The 23,241-nt window shown below is 65.2% G+C and carries 21 protein-coding genes and 1 pseudogene; 12 read left to right on the plus strand and 10 right to left on the minus strand.

Annotated elements, in window-relative coordinates; translation table 11 throughout:
• The first annotated feature begins 33 nt into the window (after window positions 1-33).
• The 6 genes from WHT83_RS23365 to WHT83_RS23390 all read left to right on the plus strand — a co-directional run bounded on the left by WHT83_RS23365 (window position 34) and on the right by WHT83_RS23390 (window position 7,168).
• Window positions 34-861 (plus strand): MurR/RpiR family transcriptional regulator, encoded by an 828-nt coding sequence (locus tag WHT83_RS23365; protein ID WP_108607041.1) that lies wholly within the window; start codon window positions 34-36, stop codon window positions 859-861.
• 221 nt (window positions 862-1,082) lie between these two features.
• Window positions 1,083-2,237, plus strand: a complete 1,155-nt coding sequence (locus WHT83_RS23370) for an efflux RND transporter periplasmic adaptor subunit (protein WP_318763799.1) — start codon at window positions 1,083-1,085, stop codon at window positions 2,235-2,237.
• A gap of 14 nt (window positions 2,238-2,251) precedes the next feature.
• Window positions 2,252-5,380, plus strand: coding sequence for an efflux RND transporter permease subunit (locus WHT83_RS23375; protein WP_406872519.1), 3,129 nt, complete (start codon window positions 2,252-2,254; stop codon window positions 5,378-5,380).
• Between the two features lie 130 nt (window positions 5,381-5,510).
• Window positions 5,511-5,996: a MaoC family dehydratase gene (locus WHT83_RS23380; RefSeq protein WP_275543118.1), complete on the plus strand. Its 486-nt coding sequence runs from the start codon at window positions 5,511-5,513 to the stop codon at window positions 5,994-5,996.
• A gap of 132 nt (window positions 5,997-6,128) precedes the next feature.
• Window positions 6,129-6,773 (plus strand): TetR/AcrR family transcriptional regulator, encoded by a 645-nt coding sequence (locus WHT83_RS23385; protein WP_108607038.1) that lies wholly within the window; start codon window positions 6,129-6,131, stop codon window positions 6,771-6,773.
• Window positions 6,774-6,916: 143 nt separating this feature from the next.
• Window positions 6,917-7,168: a DUF680 domain-containing protein gene (locus WHT83_RS23390; protein ID WP_183264199.1), complete on the plus strand. Its 252-nt coding sequence runs from the start codon at window positions 6,917-6,919 to the stop codon at window positions 7,166-7,168.
• Between the two features lie 538 nt (window positions 7,169-7,706).
• Here WHT83_RS23390 and WHT83_RS23395 read toward each other — a convergent pair.
• The 6 genes and pseudogenes from WHT83_RS23395 to WHT83_RS23420 form a co-directional block, all read right to left on the minus strand.
• The gene (locus WHT83_RS23395; RefSeq protein ID WP_406872520.1) at window positions 7,707-8,255 is read right to left on the minus strand and encodes a sarcosine oxidase subunit gamma; all 549 of its coding nucleotides are present in this window, start codon (window positions 8,253-8,255) and stop codon (window positions 7,707-7,709) included.
• Window positions 8,248-11,240, minus strand: a pseudogene (locus WHT83_RS23400) (sarcosine oxidase subunit alpha). Before WHT83_RS23400 ends, WHT83_RS23395 begins: the two are co-directional and overlap by 8 nt.
• The gene (locus WHT83_RS23405) at window positions 11,240-11,620 is read right to left on the minus strand and encodes a sarcosine oxidase subunit delta (protein WP_406872521.1); all 381 of its coding nucleotides are present in this window, start codon (window positions 11,618-11,620) and stop codon (window positions 11,240-11,242) included. Before WHT83_RS23405 ends, WHT83_RS23400 begins: the two are co-directional and overlap by 1 nt.
• Before the next feature lie 11 nt (window positions 11,621-11,631).
• Entirely contained in the window at window positions 11,632-12,066 is a 435-nt protein-coding gene (locus WHT83_RS23410; protein ID WP_318763797.1) for a hypothetical protein, read from the minus strand.
• Between the two features lie 80 nt (window positions 12,067-12,146).
• On the minus strand, window positions 12,147-12,503 hold the full coding sequence (locus WHT83_RS23415) for a cupin domain-containing protein (protein WP_406872522.1): 357 nt from the start codon (window positions 12,501-12,503) through the stop codon (window positions 12,147-12,149).
• Window positions 12,504-12,517: 14 nt separating this feature from the next.
• Window positions 12,518-13,771, minus strand: a complete 1,254-nt coding sequence (locus WHT83_RS23420) for a sarcosine oxidase subunit beta (protein ID WP_108607032.1) — start codon at window positions 13,769-13,771, stop codon at window positions 12,518-12,520.
• Between the two features lie 199 nt (window positions 13,772-13,970).
• On the opposite strand from WHT83_RS23420, the gene WHT83_RS23425 reads away from it, so the two are divergent.
• A complete protein-coding gene (locus WHT83_RS23425) occupies window positions 13,971-14,729 on the plus strand; it encodes an SDR family oxidoreductase (protein ID WP_406872523.1) in 759 nt (252 codons plus the stop codon).
• A 12-nt stretch (window positions 14,730-14,741) separates the two neighbouring features.
• Here the strand turns inward: WHT83_RS23425 and WHT83_RS23430 are convergent, their stop codons facing one another.
• Both WHT83_RS23430 and WHT83_RS23435 read right to left on the minus strand, forming a co-directional pair.
• Window positions 14,742-15,941, minus strand: coding sequence for an MFS transporter (locus WHT83_RS23430; protein ID WP_406874048.1), 1,200 nt, complete (start codon window positions 15,939-15,941; stop codon window positions 14,742-14,744).
• A 191-nt stretch (window positions 15,942-16,132) separates the two neighbouring features.
• The gene (locus tag WHT83_RS23435) at window positions 16,133-17,320 is read right to left on the minus strand and encodes a glycoside hydrolase family 5 protein (protein ID WP_406872524.1); all 1,188 of its coding nucleotides are present in this window, start codon (window positions 17,318-17,320) and stop codon (window positions 16,133-16,135) included.
• 238 nt (window positions 17,321-17,558) lie between these two features.
• Here WHT83_RS23435 and rpsU point away from each other — a divergent pair, with 238 nt between their 5' ends.
• From rpsU to WHT83_RS23450, 3 genes are all read left to right on the plus strand, one after another.
• Window positions 17,559-17,822 (plus strand): 30S ribosomal protein S21, encoded by a 264-nt coding sequence (gene rpsU / locus WHT83_RS23440; protein WP_108607028.1) that lies wholly within the window; start codon window positions 17,559-17,561, stop codon window positions 17,820-17,822.
• A gap of 133 nt (window positions 17,823-17,955) precedes the next feature.
• Window positions 17,956-18,804, plus strand: coding sequence for a tetratricopeptide repeat protein (locus WHT83_RS23445; RefSeq protein ID WP_108607027.1), 849 nt, complete (start codon window positions 17,956-17,958; stop codon window positions 18,802-18,804).
• 31 nt (window positions 18,805-18,835) lie between these two features.
• Window positions 18,836-19,429: an NAD(P)H-dependent oxidoreductase gene (locus WHT83_RS23450; protein ID WP_406872525.1), complete on the plus strand. Its 594-nt coding sequence runs from the start codon at window positions 18,836-18,838 to the stop codon at window positions 19,427-19,429.
• Window positions 19,430-19,556: 127 nt separating this feature from the next.
• On the opposite strand, the gene WHT83_RS23455 is transcribed toward WHT83_RS23450, so the two are convergent.
• On the minus strand, window positions 19,557-20,051 hold the full coding sequence (locus tag WHT83_RS23455) for a DUF2165 family protein (RefSeq protein WP_318763791.1): 495 nt from the start codon (window positions 20,049-20,051) through the stop codon (window positions 19,557-19,559).
• Between the two features lie 261 nt (window positions 20,052-20,312).
• Between WHT83_RS23455 and WHT83_RS23460 the strand changes: the two genes are divergently transcribed.
• Window positions 20,313-20,789 (plus strand): DUF992 domain-containing protein, encoded by a 477-nt coding sequence (locus tag WHT83_RS23460; RefSeq protein ID WP_108607024.1) that lies wholly within the window; start codon window positions 20,313-20,315, stop codon window positions 20,787-20,789.
• 154 nt (window positions 20,790-20,943) lie between these two features.
• Window positions 20,944-21,576, plus strand: a complete 633-nt coding sequence (locus tag WHT83_RS23465) for a LysE family translocator (RefSeq protein WP_406872526.1) — start codon at window positions 20,944-20,946, stop codon at window positions 21,574-21,576.
• A gap of 266 nt (window positions 21,577-21,842) precedes the next feature.
• Here the strand turns inward: WHT83_RS23465 and WHT83_RS23470 are convergent, their stop codons facing one another.
• The gene (locus WHT83_RS23470; protein WP_341878489.1) at window positions 21,843-23,240 is read right to left on the minus strand and encodes an NAD(P)(+) transhydrogenase (Re/Si-specific) subunit beta; all 1,398 of its coding nucleotides are present in this window, start codon (window positions 23,238-23,240) and stop codon (window positions 21,843-21,845) included.
• Window position 23,241: the final 1 nt, after the last annotated feature.

Raw genomic sequence — 23,241 nt, forward strand, 5'->3', positions numbered from 1 at the left:
GGCGAGCGTTGCAGGACCGAGACGGGGAGACGAATGGTTTCGAGCGTTGCCGAACTGATCACTGAAAGGATCGACACCATGCCCGCCGGCGAGCGCCGCGCGGCGCAGACCCTGATCGCCTCCTACCCGCTGATCGGGCTCAAGACGGTGGCGGAGTTTTCCCAGCAGGCGGGCGTCTCGTCGCCGACGATCCTGCGGTTCGTCGCCCGGCTCGGCTTCCAGAACTACCCCGAGTTCCAGTCGGCGCTGCAGGACGAGCTGGCAGCGCAGCTGCAGTCGCCGGCATCGCGCACGACGGCGACGCAGTCGCCCCTGCCCGCCTCGACCGCACCGATCCTCGAAGCCGTGCTCGAAAACATCCGCGAGACCTTCCGGCATATTTCGGATCGGCAACTGACCGATATCGTCGCCCAGCTCGCCAATCCGAAGGCGCATGTCTACCTGGTCGGCGGTCGCTTCACCGATCCCTTGGCGCGCTACATGGCCGCCCACCTCAACCTGATCCGGCCCAACGTCAGCCATCTCGTCGGCCAGGAAAGCCTGTGGCGCGACCGGCTGATCGACATGGGCAAGCGCGACACGCTGCTGATCTTCGACATCCGCCGCTATCAGGACAGCCTGATCCGCCTGGCCGAGAAGGCGCACAACAGGGGCACGACCATCATCCTGTTCACCGACCAGTGGCTGTCGCCAATCGCGCGCTTTGCCCGCCATGTCGTCGCCGGGCGCACCGCCGTGCCTTCGGCCTGGGACTCGTCTGCGGCCCTGTTCGTCGCCGCCGAGACACTGATCGGCGCCCTGACGCGAAAGCTCGAAACCGAGGGTGCCAAGCGCATCCGCGCGATCGAGGATCTGCGCTGAGGCCGAGCGCCAATCCTGCAAAGATTACGCAGATTTAATGTGCGGCAGTTGGAGAATTGCCATAAGTCTCCGCTATCGAACTAGGCTATAATACGCGGCTGAACAGGCTGACGCCGAAGTGCGATTTTGTATGCGCCGCGCAGCGAAGGCTGCGCCGAGCGCAACGATCGAAACGCCACGTGTTCCCAAAGCGGAACGAAACGCAGCAGACCGGAGTACGCATGGCCGCCTGGAAGCAGATTGTCTTGGCAACCGTCATTGTGCTCGCCGCAGCCGCCGGCTGGGTGTTGTTCGTCCCGGGTTCGCGCGACGTGCTGGCCAGCTGGGGCATCGACTGGGCGCGGGCCGCGACGGAAAAGGCCGAGCAGGCGAGCGGCGGCAATGGCCGCCAGGGCGGCGGCCGTGGCGGGCAGGCGCAGACTCCCGTCGTCACACAGCCGGTAACCACAGGCACCATCAACGACCGGCTGTCGGCGATCGGCACCGGCCGCGCGCTGAACTCCGTGGTGATCAATCCTTACGCCTCCGGCCGCCTGACCGAGATCGCGGTCGAGGCCGGCGAGAAGATCGAGGCCGGCGGGGTCGTGGCCAGGCTCGATGCCGATTCCGAAGAAATCGCGCTCGAGCGCGCCCGCATCGCACAGGGCGACGCCGAGGCCTCGCTGGAGCGCATCAAGGCATTGCGCGCCACCAACACCGCGACGACCGTCCAGCTCAAGGAGGCGGAACTCGCCGTCGAGAACGCCCGCCTCGCTGTACGCGACGCGGCCCTTGCACTCGACCGCCGCACCATCACCGCTCCCATCGCCGGCATTGTCGGAATCCTGCCGGTCGAGGCCGGCAACTACGTCACCAGCCAGACGACGATCGCCACCATCGACGACCGCTCGCGCATCATCGTCGACTTCTGGGTGCCTGAGCGCTTCACCGGGCTGATCGCGGTCGGCGCGCCGCTGACCGCCAATTCGGTCGCGCGCCCGGGCCAGGTCTTCAACGGCGTGGTCAGCGCCGTGGACAACAGGCTCGAAGAGCAGAGCCGGACGCTGCGCATCCAGGCCCGTCTCGACAATGACGGCGACCTGCTGCGGGCCGGCATGTCGTTCCAGGTCGTCATGCAGTTTCCCGGCGACACCTTCCCCTCCGTCGATCCGCTGGCGATCCAGTGGGGCGGCGACGGCGCCTTCGTCTGGGCGCTGGCCGGCGGCAAGGCCAAGCGCGTGCCGGTTCGCATCATCCAGCGCAACACCGACAGCGTGCTGGTCGAGGCAGCGCTGGTGCCGGGCGACCAGGTCGTCACCGAAGGCATCCACACCGTCCGCGAGGGCGCCGAACTTCTCATCGCCGGCAGCGAAGCTGCCACGCGCAGCGGCTCCTGAGCGGAGCGCGGCCGATGAGCACCGTCCACAATGAGAACGCCGAGAAAGGCATCACCGCGCTGTTCGTGCGCCGGCCGGTTTTGGCCTTCGTCATCAACACGCTGATCGTGGTGGCCGGCCTTGCCGCCTTCTACGGCGTCGAGGTGCGCGAACTGCCCGACGTCGACCGCCCGGTCATCACCGTCTCGACCTCCTACTCCGATGCCGCAGCCGAAATCGTCGACCGCGAGGTGACGGCGGTGGTCGAAGGCGCGGTGGCGCGCGTCACCGGCGTCAAGTCGATCTCGTCGAGCTCGTCCTACGGCAACAGCCGCGTCACCGTTGAATTCAACGACGGCGTCGACCTCAACGTCGCCGCCTCCGACATGCGCGACGCTGTCGGGCGGGTGACCAATACGCTGCCCGACGACGCGGATGCGCCGCGCATCGTCAAGGCCGACGCAAATGCCGACGCGGTGATGCGGCTTGCGGTGACCTCCGACACCATGCCGGTCGAGGACATGACGATCCTGGTCGAGGACCAGATCGTCGACGCGCTGGCCGCCGTCGACGGCGTTGCCGACGTGCAGACCTATGGCGACCGAGCCAAGGTGTTCCGCGTCGACATCGACCAGGCCAGAGTGGCAAGCCTCGGCCTGACGCTGGCCGACATCTCCAACGCGCTGGCGAGCGTTTCCTTCGACGCACCAGCGGGTTCGCTGACCGTCGGCAACCAGGACATCATCGTGCGCGCAAGCGCTGCGGTGACCACGCCCGAAGCCTTCGAAAGCATCATCATCAACGGCAAGACCAAGCTCGGCGACGTCGCGACGGTGACGCTCGGCGGCGATCCCGGCTCGACCTCGCTGCGCTCCGACGGCAAGACCGGCATCGGCATCGGCATCGTGCGCCAGGCGCAGTCGAGCACGCTCGACATCTCCCAGGGCGTGCGCGCCGCAGCGGAAAAGATCCAGGCCACTCTGCCCGAAGGCATGACCATCCGCGTCACCTCCGACGACGCCACCTTCGTCAAGGGCGCCATCGAAGAAGTCGAGATCGCGCTGATCCTTGCGGTGACCATCGTGCTCCTGGTCATCTACGTCTTCCTGCAGGACTGGCGCGCGACGCTGATCCCCGGCTTCGCCATGCCGGTGGCGATGATCGGCACTATCGCCGGCATCTATCTCGCCGGCTTCTCGGTCAACATCCTGACGCTGCTGGCGCTGGTGCTGGCGACCGGCCTTGTCGTCGACGACGCCATCGTCGTGCTCGAAAACATCGTCCGCCGCCGCAACGAGGGCATGGGCCCGCGCGCCGCAGCCGTGCTCGGCACGCAGGAAGTGTTCTTCGCCGTTGTGGCGACGACGGCCACCCTCGCCGCCGTGTTCATCCCGATCTCGTTCCTGCCCGGTCAGACCGGCGGCCTGTTCCGCGAATTCGGCTTCGTGCTGGCGATCGCGGTGCTGCTGTCGTCGGTAGTGGCCCTGTCGCTGTGCCCGATGCTGGCCTCGCGCATGCTGACCGAAAAGAGCATCGAGCACAGCCATGGCGGCGCGCTCGGCAAGCTCGGCACCAAGCTCGCCGCCATCTACGCGCGCTGCCTGCGCGCCTGCCTCAACGCACCGTGGCTGGTCATCCTGGCTTCGGTGCTGTTTGCAGGTGCCGCCTACCTAGCCTTCGGCAATGTGCGCCAGGAACTGACGCCCACCGAAGACCGCTCGATGGTGATGCTGCGTGTCTCCGCCCCGCAGGGCGTCAGCCTCGACTACACCGCCTCGCAGCTACGCCGCATCGAGGCGCTGATCGAGCCGCTGCGCAAGTCGGGTGAGATCGAGAGCACCTTCGTCAGCGCCGGCATGGGCAATAACAACAACAGCGGCTTCATGGTGCTGTCGCTGGCGCCGTGGAGCGAGCGCGAGCGCACCCAGCAGCAGATCGCCGCCGACATCCTGGCGCGGACCCGCGATGTGCCGGGCGTGCGCACCACCGTCGGCCAGCCCAACAGCCTGGGCATCCGCGGCGCCGGCAACGGCCTGCAATTTGCTCTTGTCGGCAACAGCTATGCCGATCTCGGCGTGGCCGCCGCCAAGGTGCTGGCCGAGATGGAAAAGGACCCGCGCTTCCGCCAGCCGCGCCTCTCCACCGACGCCAACCAGCCGCAGCTCTTTGTCACCGTCGACCGCGACCGTGCCTCCGACCTGGGCATCGACATCAACGGGCTGTCGCCGGCGCTGCAGGCGATGCTCGACGGCCGCAAGATCGCCAGCGTCTTCATCGAGGACCGCAGCTACGACGTGAAGCTGGTCTCGACCACAAACCCGATCAACGATTCGACCGATCTCGAAAACATCTTCATCCGGGCAAGCGACGGACGCTTCGTACCAGTCTCGACCATCGCCTCGCTCAGCGAACGCGCCGTGGCGCCGTCGCTGTCGCGCGAACAGCAGCAGCGCTCGATCGCCATCACCGCGAGCCTGGCCGACGATTTCGCGCTCGGCGACGCGCTGACGCGTGTCGAGGAGATCGCAGCCCCCGTGCTGCCTGCCGGCAGCCGGCTGCTGCCGCTCGCCGAGGCCGCCACGCTGAACGAGACCAGCGGCAGCATGCTGACGATCTTCGGCTTTGCCATCGTCATCATCCTTTTGGTGCTGGCGGCACAGTTCGAGAGCTTCGTTTCTGCGATCATCATCATGGCGACCGTGCCACTGGGGCTGGCCTGCGCCGTCTTCGCGCTGATCCTGACCGGCACCTCGCTCAACGCCTACAGCCAGATTGGCTTGGTGCTGCTTGTCGGCGTCATGGCCAAGAACGGCATCCTCGTCGTCGAGTTCGCCAACCAGCTGCGCGACCGCGGAATGGGCGTGCGCCAGGCGATTGAGGATGCGGCGAGCATCCGCCTGCGGCCGGTGTTGATGACGATGATCTGTACCGTGCTCGGCGGCCTGCCGCTGGTGCTGGCGCAGGGCGCCGGAGCCGAGGCCCGTATCGCGCTCGGCTGGGTGATCGTCGGCGGCCTTGGCCTTGCGACCGTCTCGACGCTGTTCCTGACCCCGGTGGCCTATCTGCTGCTCGGCCGCTTCATCACCCCGAAGGTCGCCGAGGAAAGCCGCCTCAAGCGCGAGCTCGAGGAAGCCGCCTATACCGGCGTGGAACCTGCGGAATAGTTTTCGGTTACTTGGTTGGCCAATCCGCGACGGATTTGCCGCCGCAAGCGATGACAGCGCCGGCCTGTTTCTGTATCAGTCTGTCGCTGGTGCGCGGTGCATGACTTTTTCTTATGCAGGACGGGATGCGATGAGCCTGAAACCGATCAATCTCGAGCAACTTCAGGCCACCGTGGGCAAGGAGATTGGCGTGTCGCCCTGGCGCACCGTTACCCAGGAGATGATCGACAAGTTCGCCGACGCCACCGACGACCATCAATTCATCCATTGCGACCCCGAGCGGGCAGCCCGCGAAACGCCCTTTGGCGGCACCATCGCGCACGGCTTCCTGACGCTGTCGCTGCTATCGGCGATGACCTTCGAGACCGTTCCGCCCGTCGAAGGCGGCGACATGGGCATCAACCAGGGCTTCGAATCGCTGAAGTTCGCGGCACCCGTGAAAACCGGATCCCGCATCCGCACCCGCTTCGTGCTGGCCGACCTCAAGATCCGTCCGTCGGGCTGGATCCAGGCGACGCACGACGTGACCATCGAGATCGAGGACCAGAAGAAGCCGGCGCTGACCGCGCGCTGGCTGACGCTGACTTTCGTCGAGCCGAAGCGCGAAACCGCCTGACACCGGCATCACTGGCCCTGCAGCCGCATCGTGGCCCTAGTCCTGATGAGCTATGGGCGGTTAACTTGCTGCCCTCGGGAGCGGCGTATAGAGTCCCACGCTTCGAGTACGTGAAGTCAGCAGGGCGTATCCTTGACCAGTTTTGCCGCAAACCGACGTGAGCTCCAGAAGGCCGAACTCAGGGCCGACCTGGTGGCAGCCGCTCACGCGCTGGTGCGGGAAGAAGGCTATGAGGGCCTGACCATCCGCAAACTCGCCACCAGGGTCGGCTATGCGCCGATGTCGGTCTATTCCTACTTTGCCGACAAGCAAGAGATCCTGATGGCGCTTGCCGAGGATGCCTTCATCGACCTGGCGCGAAGGATGCGGCAAAACCGGCCTCGCGATCCACTCGAAGCGGTCCGCGCAGCGCTTGCTGAGTATGCCGAGTTCGGCCTTGGCAATCCGAACGAATACCGGACCGTGTTCATGACCGAGAAGCAGAAGCCGCCGATCGACAAGACCTTTGCCGAGATGGAACGTGGAAACCCGGCCTTCCAGGTGATCATGGAACGGGTCGAAGCCTGCATCGCGGCCGGCAAGATGAAGGGCGACGCGCGCGCCATCGCCACCTCCCTGTGGACCGTGGCCCATGGTGCGATCTCGCTGCTGATCACGTTTCCCTTCTATCCGTTCGGCGACCCGAAGGCCTATGTGATGCGGATCGGCGACCTCGCCCTTGCCGGACTGGCAGCAGGCGAGACCGACCCACTCACCGACGAACCCGGCAATTGCTAGCTCCAGCCGGGCAGCATTCAGTGCTTTCAGTGCCTCAACAAAAAACTCCGTACGCGTACGGAATGCCTCTTGCAGCACGCGAGGTGCGGTCGTATCTGTAAGGCGTTCCGTACAAGTACGGTAAAACTCTACGGAGATGGACAATGCAACGGACTATACTGGCGCTCGCGGCGGTGCTCGCGACGAGTGGCCTTGCAATGGCAAAAGACACGCACACGACGAAGCCGCACACCCCCGCTGCATGCAGCGAGATGGCCTCGGGCAAGCTCGACTGCAGCGCAACCGGTTCGGTCAAGGACGACCGAGGACCGCTGACGACCAACAGCATCCGGACCAGCGACAAGCCCAGGGTCGGCATCGACATCAACCCCTGGATCGTGCCCAGCTTCAACTGATTTTCTTGTGCAATTTCAGTGAAAAAGCCGCCCAAAAGGGCGGCTTTTTGTTTCGGTGCGTGTGCTTTGTCGGGCAGGTACAGGAGTCATTCCGTTCGTTGCTGGAGGGTCGCCCGCTATGCTTGGAACGGTGCCACAGCTCGAACGTCACGGCATGGATCCTAGGGTCTGCGCAACGTCGCTACGCTCCTGCTCCGCTCTAGGATGACGAATTCGATCTTCGATTCCGCCAGTCACGAACGTTTGCAAATGAACTGCAGATCTCCAAGGTCTTCGACTAGCTGTTGCCGCCCTCGCACATTCGTCATCCTAGGGCGGAGCAGGAGCGCAGCGAACTGCGCAGACCCTAGGATCCATGCCGCGGACGAGCCATCACAAAAGCTGTCCAGTATTGCGCAAGTTGCGGACGACCTAGTGCTTCCTTGCCCTTCGCATCGCCATCGAGGAAATGGTCGTCGAGGTCACCGACACCGGATCGCTGGCCCGGAAAACTGTCTTCCAGACCCTCGTCGAGTCTGGGGCACGGCATCTTCCGTTACTAGCCGTCGCGGGCGGCCTCCGACAGGAAGCCGTAGACGTAGTCGGAGAACGAGCGCCAGCACTCGACGCGGAAGGCTTCCTCGCCAGTCCTGAGCAGGACCATCTCGACCTTGCCGAGCACCGTGCGCGAGGCGGCACCGACCGGAAAAGCCGCAAGCGACAGGTCCTGCGGGCAGCCGGCATTGATGGTGGCAGCCGCATTCGGGCCGGTCACTGCGATAGCAACGTTGCGATGCGACACGTCGACCGCCGAATGCAGGCCCTTGACCGAGGCGCAGTTGGCGACGGGATCGCCGCCGGCCTCATCGATGACCAGCCATTCGTCCGGACCGAGCCAGAGCGCGGTGCGGCCGCTCTTGTTGGAGGAGGTCTTCGCCTTGTCCGGAAGCGCCATGCCGAGCGCCTTCGACAAAGCGGCAACGGCGGCCGGGCGGGCGCGCAGCGACATGCGGCTGGCCGGCTCCAGCACCTTGAGCGAAACGCCGTGACCGCCGACGCTGTGGCCGGCAAGGGCGGGGTTGCGGGTGGCGGTTGCGAGCTTAGCCATTGAGGCGGTCTCCTTCTCGTCGAAGAACACGGTGCCGGTGACTTCCACCTCGATGACGCCGTCAGGCATCGGCACGTAGAGCGTTTCGCCGATGCGGTCGCGGCCGCCGGCAACGACACCCATGGCGATCGAGCGGTCGCAATTCGCCGACCAGTAGCTTGAGGTGACGTGACCGATCATCTTCATCGGGATCGCCTGCTTGGGGTTCTCGACGATCTGGGCGCCCTCTTCGAGCACCGTGCGCGGGTCCCTGGTCTTGAGGCCGACAAGCTGGCGGCGCCCCTTGGCGACCAGGTCGGGGCGCATCAGGCCGCGAATGCCGACGAAGTCGGTCTTCTTGTTGCCGACGGCCCAGTCAAGGCCGGCATCGTTGGGCGTGACGGTGCCGTCGGTGTCCTGGCCGACGATGATGTAGCCCTTCTCGGCACGCAGCACGTGCATTGCCTCAGTGCCGTAGGCACAGGCACCGTGCTTCTGGCCTTCGGCCCACAGCGCTTCCCAGACGGCGCGGCCATAATCGGCCGGCACGTTGACCTCGAAACCGCGGTCGCCGGTGAACGACATGCGGAACAGCCGAGTCGGCACGCCGCAGATCTTGCCCTCGCGCACCGACATGTGCGGCATCGCCGCGTCGGACATGTCGATGCCCTCGACCAGCGGCGCGATGATGTCGCGCGAGTTGGGTCCTTGCACGGCGATGACCGCCCACTGTTCGGAAACGGAGGTCAGCCAGACGTCGAGATTGGGGAACTCGGTCTGGAGATAGTCCTCCATGTGGTTCATGACACGCGCCGCACCGCCCGTCGTCGTGGTGACATGGAAGCGGTCCTGCGCCAGGCGGCCGACCACGCCGTCGTCATAGATGAAACCGTCCTCGCGCAGCATGATGCCATAGCGGCAGCGGCCGACCTCGAGCTTCTCCCACGGGTTGGTGTAGAGCAGCTCCATGAATTTCGCCGCATCCGGGCCGACGACCTCGATCTTGCCGAGCGTTGAGGCGTCGAACAGGCCGGCGGCTTTTCGCACCGTCACGCATTCGCGGTCGACCGCGGCATGCATGTCCTCGCCGGCGCGCGGGAAATACCAGGCGCGCTTCCATTGCCCGACATCCTCGAACACGGCTCCGTGCGCTTCCGCCCAAGCGTGGGTCGCGGTCTTGCGCGTCGGGTCGAACAGGCCGTGGCGGGCGTGGTTGACGATGGCGCCGAAGGTGACCGGCGTGTAGGGCGCGCGGAAGGTGGTGAGGCCGACCTGAGGGATGTCCTTGTCCAGCGCCTCGGCGGCGATGGCCAGGCCATGCATGTTGGAGGTCTTGCCCTGGTCGGTAGCCATGCCGTTGGTGGTGAAGCGCTTGACGTGCTCGATCGAGCGCATGCCTTCCTTCACCGCCTGGCGGATGTCCTTGGCGGTGACGTCGTTCTGGAAATCGACGAACGCCTTGACCTTGGTGTCGGCACCGGCGCCCGGGCCGGAACCCAGCATGCCGCCGCCCCAACCTTCTGAGGCCTCGACCTTCAGCGCCACGCCCCTGGACGGCCTGGCGCCGGCGTCGCGGGCAGCATTGGCACCAGCCTCGAGCGACTGCGCGACGGTGTCCTCAAGCGAGTCGGAACCGTTGCAGGCACCGACCGAGACGCAATCCTGGGCATAGGTGCCGGGCAGGAAGCGCTTGGTGGCGTCGTCGAAGGCGACCTTGCCGCGCGACTGCGAGAACATGTGCACCGACGGCGTCCAGCCGGCAGACATCAGCAGCGCATCGACAGCGATGGTGCGCTCAGCGCCGCCGGCCTTGGCCTGCACGGTCATCGACTTGATGCGCTTGCTGCCATTGGCGCTGATGACGGCACGGCCGTGGTTGACCTCGATGCCGAGCGCGCGCGCCTCGTCGACCAGCGGGCCGGTCGGGTTGTCGCGCAGATCGACGATTGCGGCCACGCCGACGCCGGCCTTCTTGAGGTCGATCGCCGCGGCGTAGGCGCTGTCATTGGCGGTGTAGACGCCGACAGTCTTGCCGACGACGACACCGTAATGGTTGAGGAAGGTGCGCGCGGCCGACGCCAGCATGACGCCGGGCCGGTCGTTGTTGGCGAACACCATGTGGCGCTCGATGGCGCCCGTGGCGATGACCACGCGCCTGGCGCGGACCTGCCACAGCCGCTCGCGCGGCTCGTCGCGACCGGGACGCGCGATGTGGTCGGTGACGCGTTCGACCAGGCCGACGAAGTTCTGCGCATAGTAGCCGAAAGCCGTCGTGCGCGGCAGCACCTGGACATTGTCCATCGCGGCAAGTTTTGCCGCCGTTGCCTGGGCCCAGCTCCAGCCGTCCTGGCCGTCGATGACGGCGCCCTTTTCGAAGCGCAGCGCACCGCCGAACTCGGCCTGTTCGTCGCAGATGATGACGCGCACGCCCGTTTCGGCCGCGGCAAGTGCCGCGGCAAGGCCGGCAGCGCCGCCGCCGAGCACCAACACTTCGCAATGGGCGTAACGGGCCGAATAGTGGTCGGGATCTGGCTGGTCGGGCGCGAAACCGAGGCCGGCCGCCGCGCGGATGTTGGGCTCGTAGAACTTCTTCCAGGCGGCCTTCGGCCACATGAAGGTCTTGTAGTAGAAACCGGCCGAGAAGAACGGCGACGCCAGATCGTTGACGGCACCGACGTCGAAGGACAGCGACGGCCAGCGGTTCTGCGAGGCGACGTTGAGCCCGTCATAGAGCTCCTGCACGGTGGCGCGCACATTGGGCGTCTTGCGCGCGGCGTCGCGGGTCACCGTCACCAGCGCGTTCGGCTCCTCGGCGCCAGCCGACAGGATGCCGCGCGGACGGTGATACTTGAACGAGCGGCCGACGAGATGGACACCGTTGGCAAGCAGTGCGGACGCCACCGTGTCGCCCGCAAGGCCGGTCATCGGCTTGCCGTCGAAGGTGAAGCGCGCGGTCTTGGCAGGCGTCAGGCGGCCCTGGCCGGAAATGCGGTACGAACCGGCCATCATGCCTCTCCCTTGGTGGAGCGTTTTGCCTTGGGCTTCTCGTTGAGCTGGTCCGGCGGCCGGTTGGCCCAGGCGGCGGGGCCGCCTTCGCTCGACAAGGTCGAGATATCAGGCTTTGGCTCGCCGGCCTTGTAGGTGAGCAGGAACCTGTCGGTGATGGTGTCGCGCGCGGCGTTGAAGAAGCGCGCGCAGCCATGGATGTGGCGCCAGCGTTCGAAGATCCCGCCCTTGGGGTTCGAACGGATGAAGAAGAACTTCTCGAAATCCTCGTCGCTTTCGGCGGCGATGTTGGTGGAGCGCGCGATATGCGCCTCGCCGGCGTTGCGGAACTCGAGCTCGGGGCGCTCTTCCTCGCAATAGGGGCAGTGAATGAGAAGCATCTGGATGATCCCTAGAGTTCGCCGGGGCCGATGTTGGAGCCTTGCGGCTGATCGCAGAGCCTTTGCCCCAATGCCTCGAACGGCGCGACACGCTTGATCAGCGCCTCCACCGTGTCCGCAGGCAAGAACAGGTCGCGGCTTGAGATATTGAGGAAGGTGAGTTCGAACGGATTGGCCGAGACGATGACGTGGCGTCCGGGCGGGGCATCGTGCTCGTCGTCGGGGTCTTCGGGCTGTTCGATGAAGGAGACGACCCTGCGCCCGCCGCTCCAGACGCAGGCGAGAATGCCCGAAGGGACCGAAAACGGCCATTCGTCCTCGTTGCCGGTGCGGCTGATCGCCTGCAGCCGGACCTCGCTGGCGTCGGGCATGTGGAACATGCCCTTTTCGTCGGCGAGTACGAAGGGCGCTGCGACAGCGGCCAATGTGGTCGCGAGCATCGTCATCGGCGCACCATGGCGCAGGCGACCGCTGCGCCTACGGCGCGCAGATCGCTGGGATGGCAATGCGTCGGCACCATGCGGGCTCAGATCCGGTTCTTGGTCACGGCGGTCGCCGGATCGCCCGTGTTGGGCACGCCGGCGGGCTCTATCAGCAGCAGGTGGGTCTCTTCCTCGGCCAGCGGGCAATGCTCGACGCCCTTGGGCACGACATAAAGTTCGCCAGGTCCGAGAACGACGTCGCCGTCCCTCATCTGGATGCGCAACCGGCCGCTCAGCACCATGAAGAAGTCGTCGGTATCAGGGTGCGAATGCCAGTTGAACTCGCCCTGGACCTTGACGACCATGATGTCGTTGCCGTTGAAGCCGGCAACGATCTTGGGCGTCCAGTGCTCGGAGAACAGCGCAAGCTTCTCGGCGAGGTTGACCGGCGTCTCGGACATATCGACCTCGCCCCTCAGTGCGCCACCGCCGCCGCTGCCGCTTCGTCGATGAGGCGGCCGGTGCGGAAGCGCTCGATGGTAAAGGGCGCGTTGATCGGGTGCGGCTCGTCACGCGCAATGGTGTGGGCAAAGACGTTGCCAGAACCCGGCGTCGCCTTGAAGCCGCCCGTGCCCCAGCCGCAATTGACGTAGAGCCCCGGCACCGGCGTCTTGGCCAGGATCGGCGAGCGATCCGGCGTGACGTCGACGATGCCGCCCCATGAGCGCAGCATCTTCATGCGCGTGAACATCGGGAACATCTCGCAGATGGCGTCGAGCGTGTGGTTGATGATGTGCAGGCCGCCGGTCTGCGAATAGGAGATGTACTGGTCGGTGCCGGCACCGATGACCAGTTCGCCCTTGTCGGATTGCGAGATGTAGGCGTGCACGGTGTTGGACATGACCACGCAGGGGAAGATCGGCTTGACCGGTTCCGACACCAGCGCCTGCAGCGGATAGCTTTCGAGCGGCATGCGCACGCCGGCCATGTTCATGATCACCGAGGTGTGGCCGGCGGCAACGACGCCGACCTTCTTGGCGCCGATGAAGCCCTTCGACGTCTCGACGCCGGAGACGCGGCCGTCTGGCGTACGGCGCACGCCGGTGACTTCACAATTCTGGATGATGTGGACGCCGCGGTCGGAGGCACCGCGGGCATAGCCCCAGGCGACGGCGTCGTGGCGGGCGGTGCCGCCGCGGCGCTGCAGCGAGGCGCCGACGACGGGATAGCGCGCCGAAGCCGAGATGTTGAGCGGCGGGCAGAACTCCCTCGCCTCTTCGGGCGTCAGCCACTCATTGTCGATGCCGTTCAGGCGATTGGCGTGGACGTGGCGCTTCAGCACCTGCACGTCATGGACGTTGTGCGCCAGCATCATGACGCCGCGCGCCGAATACATGACGTTGTAGTTGAGGTCCTGGCTGAGCCCGTCCCACAGCTTCAGCGCATGGTCGTAGATGCCGGCCGATTCGTCATAGAGGTAGTTGGAGCGGATGATGGTGGTGTTGCGGCCGGTGTTGCCGCCGCCGAGCCAGCCCTTTTCCAGCACCGCCACATTGGTGATGCCGTGTTCCTTGGCGAGATAATAGGCGGTGGCAAGGCCATGGCCGCCGGCGCCGACGATGATGACGTCGTATTCGCTCTTCGGCTCGGGCGAGGACCACTGCTCCTCCCAGCCCTTGTGGCCGCGCATCGCCTCCCGGGCTATGGCAAAAACCGAATATTTCCGCATTTTTCAGGGCCTCGCAGATGCCGCAAGCTAAGAGCGCGAGGTGTAGCACTAGCGAAATCTCACGACCAGCCTTGCACTGTTTGCGACGGGGCCTGCCGTTTTGCGCCGCATGTATCGGGTGGCTGCAGGACCTGCGAATTGCGACCTGTACGAACGAGGCCGGCAGACGCCGTCCGCAATTCGCACAGGAGCAGCAACGATGTTTGATTTGAACGGAAAAGTCGCGATCGTCACCGGGGCCAGCTCGGGAATTGGCAGGGCGACGGCCAAGCTGTTCGCCGACCAGGGAGCAAAGGTCGTGCTCGCGGCGCGACGGCCGGCAGAGCTGGAGGCGGTCGCAGGCGAGATCGCCGAGGCCGGCGGCGCGGTGCGGACACTGGCCGGCAACGTCAGGGACGAAGCCTATGCACGCGCGTTGGTAGACCTCGCGGTAGATACGTTCGGCGGGCTCGACATCGCCTTCAACAATGTCGGGCTGGTCGGCGCGATGGGACCGGTCACCGGCCTTGCGCTGGAAGACTGGACGGAGGTGCTGGAAACCAACCTGACCAGCGCCTATCTCGGCGCGAAGCACCAGATTCCGGCGATGCTGAAGCGCGGCGCAGGATCGCTGATCTTCACCTCGACCTTCGTCGGCCACACCGTCGGCATGCCCGGCATGACCGCCTATGCCGCAAGCAAGGCCGGCCTGACCGGCCTGACCCAGGTGCTGGCGGCCGAATACGGGCCGCAAGGCATCCGCGTCAACGCGCTTCTGCCCGGCGGCACCGACACGCCGGCTGCCACCTTCAAGACTGCTGACGAACGCGCATTCGTCGAAGGCCTGCACGCGCTGAAGCGCGTCGCACAACCCGAGGAGATCGCGCGCTCCGCGCTCTATCTCGCTTCGGAAGCGTCGAGCTTCACGACGGGGGCTGCACTGCTCGCCGACGGCGGCGTCTCCATCACCCGCGTCTGAGAATCCCCGTTGTCAGGCCGCGCCGGCGCGCGCGGCCTTCATGTTGGGCAGGAAGACCGTGAGCAGCCCGAGCAACGGCAGGTAGGAGCAGATCTTGTAGACGAACTCGATGCCGCGAGCGTCGGCAACCACGCCGAGCACCGCCGCCGAGATGCCGCCGACGCCGAAGGCGAAACCGAAGAAGACGCCGGCGATCATGCCGACGCGGCCCGGCACCAGCTCCTGGGCGAAGACGACGATGGCCGAGAAGGCGGATGCCAGGATCAGGCCGATCAGCACCGTCAGCACCTTGGTCCAGAATAGGTCGGCATAAGGCAGCAGGAGCGTGAACGGCAGAACCCCGAGGATCGAGAACCAGATCACCGTCTTGGCGCCGAAACGGTCGCCGATCGGGCCGCCGAGGAAGGTGCCGAGGGCGGCCGAGCCGAGGAACAGGAACAGCAGGTACTGCGATTCCTGCACCGAAACGCCGAAGCGCTCGATGACATAGAAGGTGTAGAAGCTCGAAAGGCTGGCCGTATAGATGTTCTTGGTCGTGACCAGCAGAGCCAGCACGATCAGGGCGACCATCACCGTACGGCGCGGCAGCGGCGGAAACAGCGTCGATGTCGCGTTGCGCGCCGTGGCGACGAGATGGCGGCTGTACCAGGCGCTGACGCGGGTCAGCACGACGATGCCGACGATGGCGCCGAGCGCGAACCAGGCGATGCCGGTCTGGCCCTGCGGCACGACGATGAGCGCGGCGAGCAGCGGCCCGATCGCCGAACCGAAATTGCCGCCGACCTGGAACAAGGATTGCGCCAGCCCATAGCGCCCGCCCGAGGCCATGCGCGCGACGCGCGACGATTCAGGATGGAAGATCGCCGAGCCGAAACCGATGAAGGCCGCCCCTACCAGAAGCATGGTGTAGCTGTGGGCGAAGGCCAGCATCAGCAGGCCGACCAGCGTCGAACCCATGCCGACCGGCAGCGAATAGGGCAGCGGCTTCTTGTCGGCATACATGCCGATGAGCGGCTGCAGCATCGACGCGGTAATCTGGAAAGTCAGGGTCAATAGCCCAATCTGCCAGAAGTCGAGCTGGTAGTCGGTCTTCAGCATCGGATAGAGCGCCGACAGCAGCGACTGCATGACGTCGTTGACGAAATGGCTGAAGCTCACCGCAAGCAGGATCGCAAACACGGTTGCATCGGCCCCCGAGGGGCGGCTGGGCATGGCTGTGTCGGTCAACGGCGGTAACTCCGGGGCGGTCTTCTGGTGCGGCAAGGCTGACATAGCCCCCCGGGACGCGGCTTTCATGGTGCACGATGCGGTACTGTGCGGTCCAGTTGCAGGACTGCGCCAACGCAATTGAGCGTGGCAAAGCATCCAGCCGGCGTCATCCCGTATCGGGCGCCTGTAAGCAGCTATTTACCCGCAGCCAGGCGCCGGGAGATCGGCTCGAACTGCGGCGTCGCCTTGCGCTTAACCGGATCGGGCTCGTTGTTCTCCATCGCTTCCCAGTATTTCCAGTTCACCTTGGCCGAGCCGAGTTCGTAGTCCATGCCGTCCCAGGCATCCTCGCGGAAGCTGTAGAAGGCCCAGTGCAGCTTGTCGGCGTCGAGCGGGGCAAGCACGTCCTCGAGATACTGCGTGCAGAACGGCAGCCGCCGCATGCAGCCGAACTCGCCGGCGACGATCCGGTTGCGGGCGACGCCGCGGCTGTCGGCCCATTCGACGGGCTGGGCGAGATACGCCTTGACCCGCTCGGCATCCCACTTCTGCGGCTCGCCGTCGCCAAAGGGTACGTTGCCCGGATAGGCGTAGGGCTTGTCGCGCTTCATGTTGGGCGCACTGGTGGCGGCATAAGGCTCGTACATGTGGAAGGAATAGAGCACGCGCTGGTCGGTGAGCTTGGCCGGCCAATAGGAAAAAGCGTCGGCCGCCGCATACCAGCCGGCGTCGGTCATGACGGGGGTCACCGGATCGACCTCGCGGATCGCCTTGATCACCGTCTCGTAGAAGGCCAGCAGATCGCGGGAACTGCCGGCATTCCCGGTGTACCAGGAGCGCATTTCTGCGATTGATGCGTGTTCTGCGAGCCCGCCCTCCTTTTCCGGCGCCGGCTCGTTGACGATGTTGTAGGCCGCGACCGCCGGATGGTCCTTCAGCTCGGCGGCAAGATCGCGCCAGAAGGTGGCGGCCTCGGTCCACCACGCCTTGTCCGCCCACAGCCGGCCGTCAAACTTCTTGTCGTTGTTCTGGGACCAGCGCATGCCCGGCAACGACAGCGGCGCGATCACCACCTTGAGCCCGGCCTTGTCGGCGCGGTCGAGCACTTCCTTCAGCGTCTTCACGTCGGAGGCGACGAGTCCTTCGTATTTGTCGGCGGTGCCGATCAGGAAGTCGCGCCTCTCCGGCTTCCATTTGTCGTAGGACAGCCGCACCCAGGTCGCGCCATAGCCGCGCAGCGCATCGAAATAGGCCTGGTCAGGCGGCAGCCGGTTGAAGCTGTTGCCGCCATGTTGTGGCTTGTCCCAGAAGCCGATGAGATCGGCAGCATGTGCCTGCGGGACGGCGGCGGCGAGTGCCAGGGCGAGAATCAGGGAGCGCATGGAATGCCTTGCATGTAGGACCGGAAGATGGGAGAGGCTTGGTCGACAAGGATTGCGGCGGAAGTGGGCACGTCCCGGCGCCGTTTTCCCAAGCAGCGCAGGAAATGCGGCCTTTGCGGTGGACAAGCAGGCCTGATTCTGCTATCAGCCGCCCACAATTCGCGGTGGAACCATCGCGGAGGCATCGTGGCTATTGCCACTAGCCTTAGGATATCGAACCCGAAAGACAGGATCACACGTGCAGGTACTCGTCCGCGATAACAATGTTGACCAGGCGCTTCGCGCGCTGAAGAAGAAAATGCAGCGCGAAGGCATCTTCCGTGAAATGAAGATGCGCGGTCACTACGAGAAGCCTTCCGAAAAGCGCGCCCGCGAAAAGGCTGAAGCTGTTCGCCGCGCCCGCAAGCTGGCCCGCAAGCGCGCCCAGCGTGAAGGCCTGCTGCCCAGCACCCCGCGTCCGGCCGCTGCTGCTGGCGCCGCTGGTGCACGTCCGGCACGTTGATCTGCCAATCTTTGGTCCTTTTCGAAGGATAACGACGAGGTGGGGCGACTAAACATCGCCGCCACCTTTTTGTTGTTCGGCCGCCCGCCGGACGCCGCGCCACCTGCCCGGGGCGCAAGCGAGGGATACCGCGATGAATGCAGTCATGAGCAACCGCACCTCCCTCCTGCGCGGCGGCGCCATGACCGCTCTCATGCTCGTCGCGATGGCCGTTGCCGGCTGCCAGTCGGCGGGACCTGCCGGCGAGCTGACCCGCATCGACACCATGCAGGGTTCGAGCGAGAACATCTCCTCGCTCAGCGCCGTCGTCTCCAGCAACCCGAACGACCCCGAAGCCTACAATGTGCGCGGCTCGGCCTATGGCCGCGGCGGCAAGTACCGTGAGGCGCTGCAGGATTTCGACCGGGCGCTGCAGCTCAACCCGAGCTTCTACCAGGCCTATTCCAACCGGGCGCTGATCCATCGCTTCATGGGCAACCAGCCGGCGGCGCTGGCCGACTACAACAAGGCCATCCAGCTCAACGCCTCCTATGACGCAGCCTATATCGGCCGCGGCAATCTCTACCGCAAGGCCGGCCGCACGCAGGACGCCTTCAACGATTTCCAGAAGGCGATCGAGCTCGACACCACCGACCCGCGCGCCTACCACAATCGCGGCCTGATCTATCAGCAGCAGGGCCAGCATGCCTTCGCCATCGAGGATTTCTCGAAGGCGATCTCGCTCGCCCCCGACTCGGCCGAGCCCTACAATGGCCGCGGCCTGTCCTATCTCGCCACCGGCGACGACGAGAACGCCTTCACCGACATCAACATGGCGATCAAGCTCGACGGCAAGATCGCCGAGAGCTGGGCCAACCAGGCGCTGATCTACGAGCGCCGCGGCGACAAGGCCAAGGCTGCCAAGGCATATGCCGAGGCGGTTCGGCTCGACCCGAACTACAAGCCGGCAGTCGACGGGCTGGCGCGCACGCGCGGCGCCTGATACCGAGGCAGCACAAAGACAGGCCTTCGCCTTGAACTGCCTCGTTGTCCTGTCGCACCCGCTGCCAGAAAGCCTGAACCGGCACTTCGCCGACATCGCCATCAAGCAACTTGCCGACGCCGGCCACAAGGTGACGCTGCTCGACCTCTACGCCAGCGGCTTCGACCCGCGGCTGAGCGAGGCCGAACGCGGCTCCTATTATGGCGAGCGCTTCGACGCCGGTGCGCTGATGAGCCATGCCGCCACCCTGCGCGAGGCGGAGGTGCTGGTGCTGGTCTTCCCGACATGGTGGTTTAGCCTGCCGGCGATGCTGAAGGGCTGGGTTGACCGGGTGTTTTCGCCCGGCATCGCCTTCGACCACGGTGCCGATTTCGGCCCGATCAGGCCGCTGCTCTACAAGCTCCGCCACGTCGTCGCCGTCACCACGCTCGGCAGCCCCTGGTGGGTCGACCGCCTGGTCATGCGCCGGCCTGTCCGCCGCATCCTCAAATGGGGCGTGTTCAAGGCCTGCGCGCCGAAGGCCAGCTTCGCCATGCTGTCGTTCCATGCCGCAGAAAAGCCGCAGCCCGAACGGGTCGGGCGTTTTGCGGAGAGCATCCGGAAGCAACTGCGCAAGTTCAAATAGGCTGTACTGGCGGCTCGGTTCCTTCGCTGCCTTCGGCCAAATGTGCGACCAGGCCCAGCCCCCAGACCTGGTCGCGGCCGACCGCGCATCAGATGACGCGCAGCGGCTAGTCAGCACACTGGTGCCATCACTCCAGTTCGCCATCCGGCAGCACGATGTAGATCACCACGGCGAGGATCGTCATATAGAACTGGAAGGCTCCTTCCTGGCCGTTCCAGTCTGATGACTGCCACATCGAGAACCATTCGCCGCCAACGACCATGAAGCCGAAGAACCAGACCAGGAAGCCGACACAGGCAGCCGCATGCACCCAGTTTTTCGACTTGTTGAAGCTTGTGGCGGTGCCGCTCCGGGCCCGCAACAGCGCCAGCGCGCCAAGCGTAAACAACACGCAGGTCAAGGCTTCGCCAGCAATGATCAGCCAGTAGCCAAGATGCCAAAGTGTTTCCGAGGTAATGGCGCGGTACATCAGCGCGTTGCCAGGAAACGTCGTGTCCATGCTCAGAACATGACGGACGAAATTGTAGTTGGAACCATAGTCGGTGACGTTGTTGAACACGACGAGGAAGGCGAACGCAGCCAACGAGAAGCACATCGTTGTCTTCGAAATTCGAGCAAACATTGCTAACCCCCAGGTTTTTTTGTTCTGCCCTCTTTCAGCGAGAGCTATTATCCATCGCAGTGCTATCACGCGATGTGATCACATTTTATGATCATAAGATGAAATCCGTCAAGCGTGATGGAAAAACGCCAGGCTTGCGCCTGGATACATGCGCGCCGCGCTGCCAAGACAAGGGCAGTTCTGGTTCCCGCCAACAACGGCAAACGGAACCTTTCGGCGGCCATGCGGTTGATGTTGCTTCATGTCTGAAAGGAACGTCCGATGAAGAAACTCGTCCTTCTTGCCCTCGCCCTTGTGCCGTTTGCGGTGCCCGCGCACGCACAGTTCGGCGCCAAGCTCGGCATGCTGAGCTGCACCGTCAACGGCGGCACCGGCTTCGTCGTCGGCTCGAGCAAGGACATGCAGTGCACGTTCACGCCGGCATTCGGCAGCCGCACGCAGGAGATCTATTCCGGCCGGATCAACAAATACGGTGTCGACATCGGCACCACGACGGGCGGTGCGCTGGAGTGGCTGGTGCTGGCGCCGAGTCGCGACGTCTATGATCCGGGCGGTCTCGCCGGCAACTATCTCGGCGCGACGGCGGAGGCCACCATTGCGGTCGGCCTTGGCGCCAACGTCCTGGTCGGCGGCTCTGCGCGCTCCATCGCCCTGCAGCCGCTCAGCGTGACCAACCAGACCGGCCTGAACGCCGCGCTCGCCATCGGCGCATTGCAGCTGACGGCACCGCTGAAATAGCCGGCACGTAGGTGGCCGCTAGGGTCGGAGCTGTCGCAATGGCTTGCTCCGACCTGCCCCTGTCGCGGCCCAGCCGCAGCCGCTAGAAATTCCCTCGACACGATGTCCGACCTGCGCCCGATGGGCGCCGTCCGGCAAATGCGAGGGGACCAGCATGCCCGAGACCGCAAACCTCATTGCCTTCGCCGCGATCGCCCTCGGAATGGTGCTGACGCCGGGGCCGAACATGCTCTACCTCGTGTCGCGCTCGCTCAGCCAGGGTCCCACGGCCGGGCTGATCTCGCTCGGTGGCGTGGCGCTCGGCTTCGTCGTCTACATGCTCTGCGCCGCCTTCGGCATCACCGCCCTCGTCCTTGCCGTGCCTTATGCCTATGACGTCATCCGCTTCGCTGGTGCTGCCTACCTGCTGTGGCTCGCCTGGCAGGCCGTCCGCCCCGGCGGACGCTCGCCTTTCCATGTCCGGCAATTGCCCAAGGACAGGCCGCGCAAGCTGTTCGCCATGGGCTTCCTCACTAACCTGCTCAATCCCAAGGTCGCGGTGCTCTATCTGTCGCTGCTACCCCAGTTCATCGATCCCGCCGACGGCAGCGTGCTGACCCAGTTGCTCGTGCTCGGTTCGATCCAGATCGCCATCAGCATCACCGTCAACGCCATCATCGCCATTTCGGCAGGCTCGATCTCGACCTTCCTCGCCGCCAGTCCCGGCTGGCTGGCGATCCAGCGCTGGCTGATGGGAACGGTGCTGGCGGGACTAGCGGTGAAGATGGCGACGGAAGCGCAGCGGTAGCATTTCCCCCCCCCCTGTGGGGAGGGGTTAGGGGTGGGGCTACCAGCATCGCCAGCTACGGATTGCCGACCTGGCCGAGTTCATATGGCCGACACTTCCGCAGCACCCCAACCCTCTATCCCTCCCCACAAGGGGGAGGGAGTCGTCAACGTCGCGTCTCAACGGCGGCACTGCAGTGGCCTGCCTTAAGCTAGCAATGCAAAAAAGCCCGGCTTCTGGCCGGGCTTTTTCTCGTCGTTGTTGTCGGTTGTGGCTGCTGAGCTGGCTCAGTGGTCCATGGCCTTGACGATTTCTTCGGTCATCTTCTTGGCGTCGCCGAGCAGCATCATGGTGCCGTCCTTGTAGAACAGCGTGTTGTCGATGCCGGCGTAGCCGGAGCCGAGGCTGCGCTTGACGAACAGGCAGGTGCGGGCCTTGTCGACGTCGAGGATCGGCATGCCGTAGATCGGGCTGTTCTTGTCATCGCGCGCCGAGGGGTTGGTGACGTCGTTGGCGCCGATGACATAGGCGACGTCGGCCTGGGCGAACTCCGAGTTGATGTCTTCGAGCTCGAAGACCTCGTCGTAAGGCACGTTGGCCTCGGCCAAGAGCACGTTCATGTGCCCGGGCATGCGGCCGGCGACCGGGTGGATGGCGTATTTGACCTCGACGCCATTGGCCTTGAGCTTGTCGGTCATCTCGCGCAGCGCATGCTGGGCCTGCGCCACCGCCATGCCGTAGCCCGGCACGATAATGACCTTCTGGGCGTTCATCATCAGGAAGGCGGCGTCGTCGGCCGAACCCTGCTTGACGGTGCGCTCGATGCCGTCGTCGGCAACCGCCGCCGTCTCGCCGCCGAAGCCGCCGAGAATGACCGAGATGAACGAACGGTTCATGCCCTTGCACATGATGTAGCTGAGGATCGCACCCGACGAGCCGACCAGCGCACCGGTGATGATCAGCGCCAGATTGCCGAGGGTGAAGCCAAGTGCTGCCGCTGCCCAGCCCGAATAGGAGTTGAGCATGGAGACGACCACCGGCATGTCGGCGCCGCCGATCGGCACGATGAGCAGCACGCCGAGCACCAGCGACACCGCCACGATCAGCCAGAACACCGTCGTCGACTGCGTCGTCACCAGCATGACGATCAAGACGACAAGGGCGATGGCCAGCGCTGCGTTGATGAAGTGGCGGCCGGGCAGCATGATCGGCTTGCCCGACATGCGGCCGTCGAGCTTGAGGAAGGCGATGACCGAGCCGGTGAAGGTGATGGCGCCGATGGCGACGCCCAGGCTCATCTCGACCAAGGCCTGGCCGTGGATGGCCCCGACCGAGCCGATGCCAAAGCTTTCCGGCGCATAGACGGCGGCGGCCGCCACCATCACCGCGGCCATGCCGACGAGGCTGTGGAAGGCTGCGACCAGCTGCGGCATCGAGGTCATGGCGATGCGCCGCGCGGTGACCGCACCGACGCCGCCGCCGATGGCGAGGCCGAGCACGATCAGGCCGAGGCCGGCCAGCGTGGGCTTGGCCAGCGCCAGCGTGGTGGCGATGGCGATGCCCATGCCGATCATGCCGTAGGTGTTGCCCTGGCGGGAGGTGGTCGGATGCGACAGGCCGCGCAGCGCCAGGATGAACAGGATGCCGGAGACCAGGTAGAGGAAGGAAGCGAGGTTCAGGGTCACG

The sequence above is a fragment of the Aminobacter sp. P9b genome, assembly GCF_045345995.1.
Taxonomy (GTDB): Bacteria; Pseudomonadota; Alphaproteobacteria; order Rhizobiales; family Rhizobiaceae; genus Aminobacter; species Aminobacter niigataensis.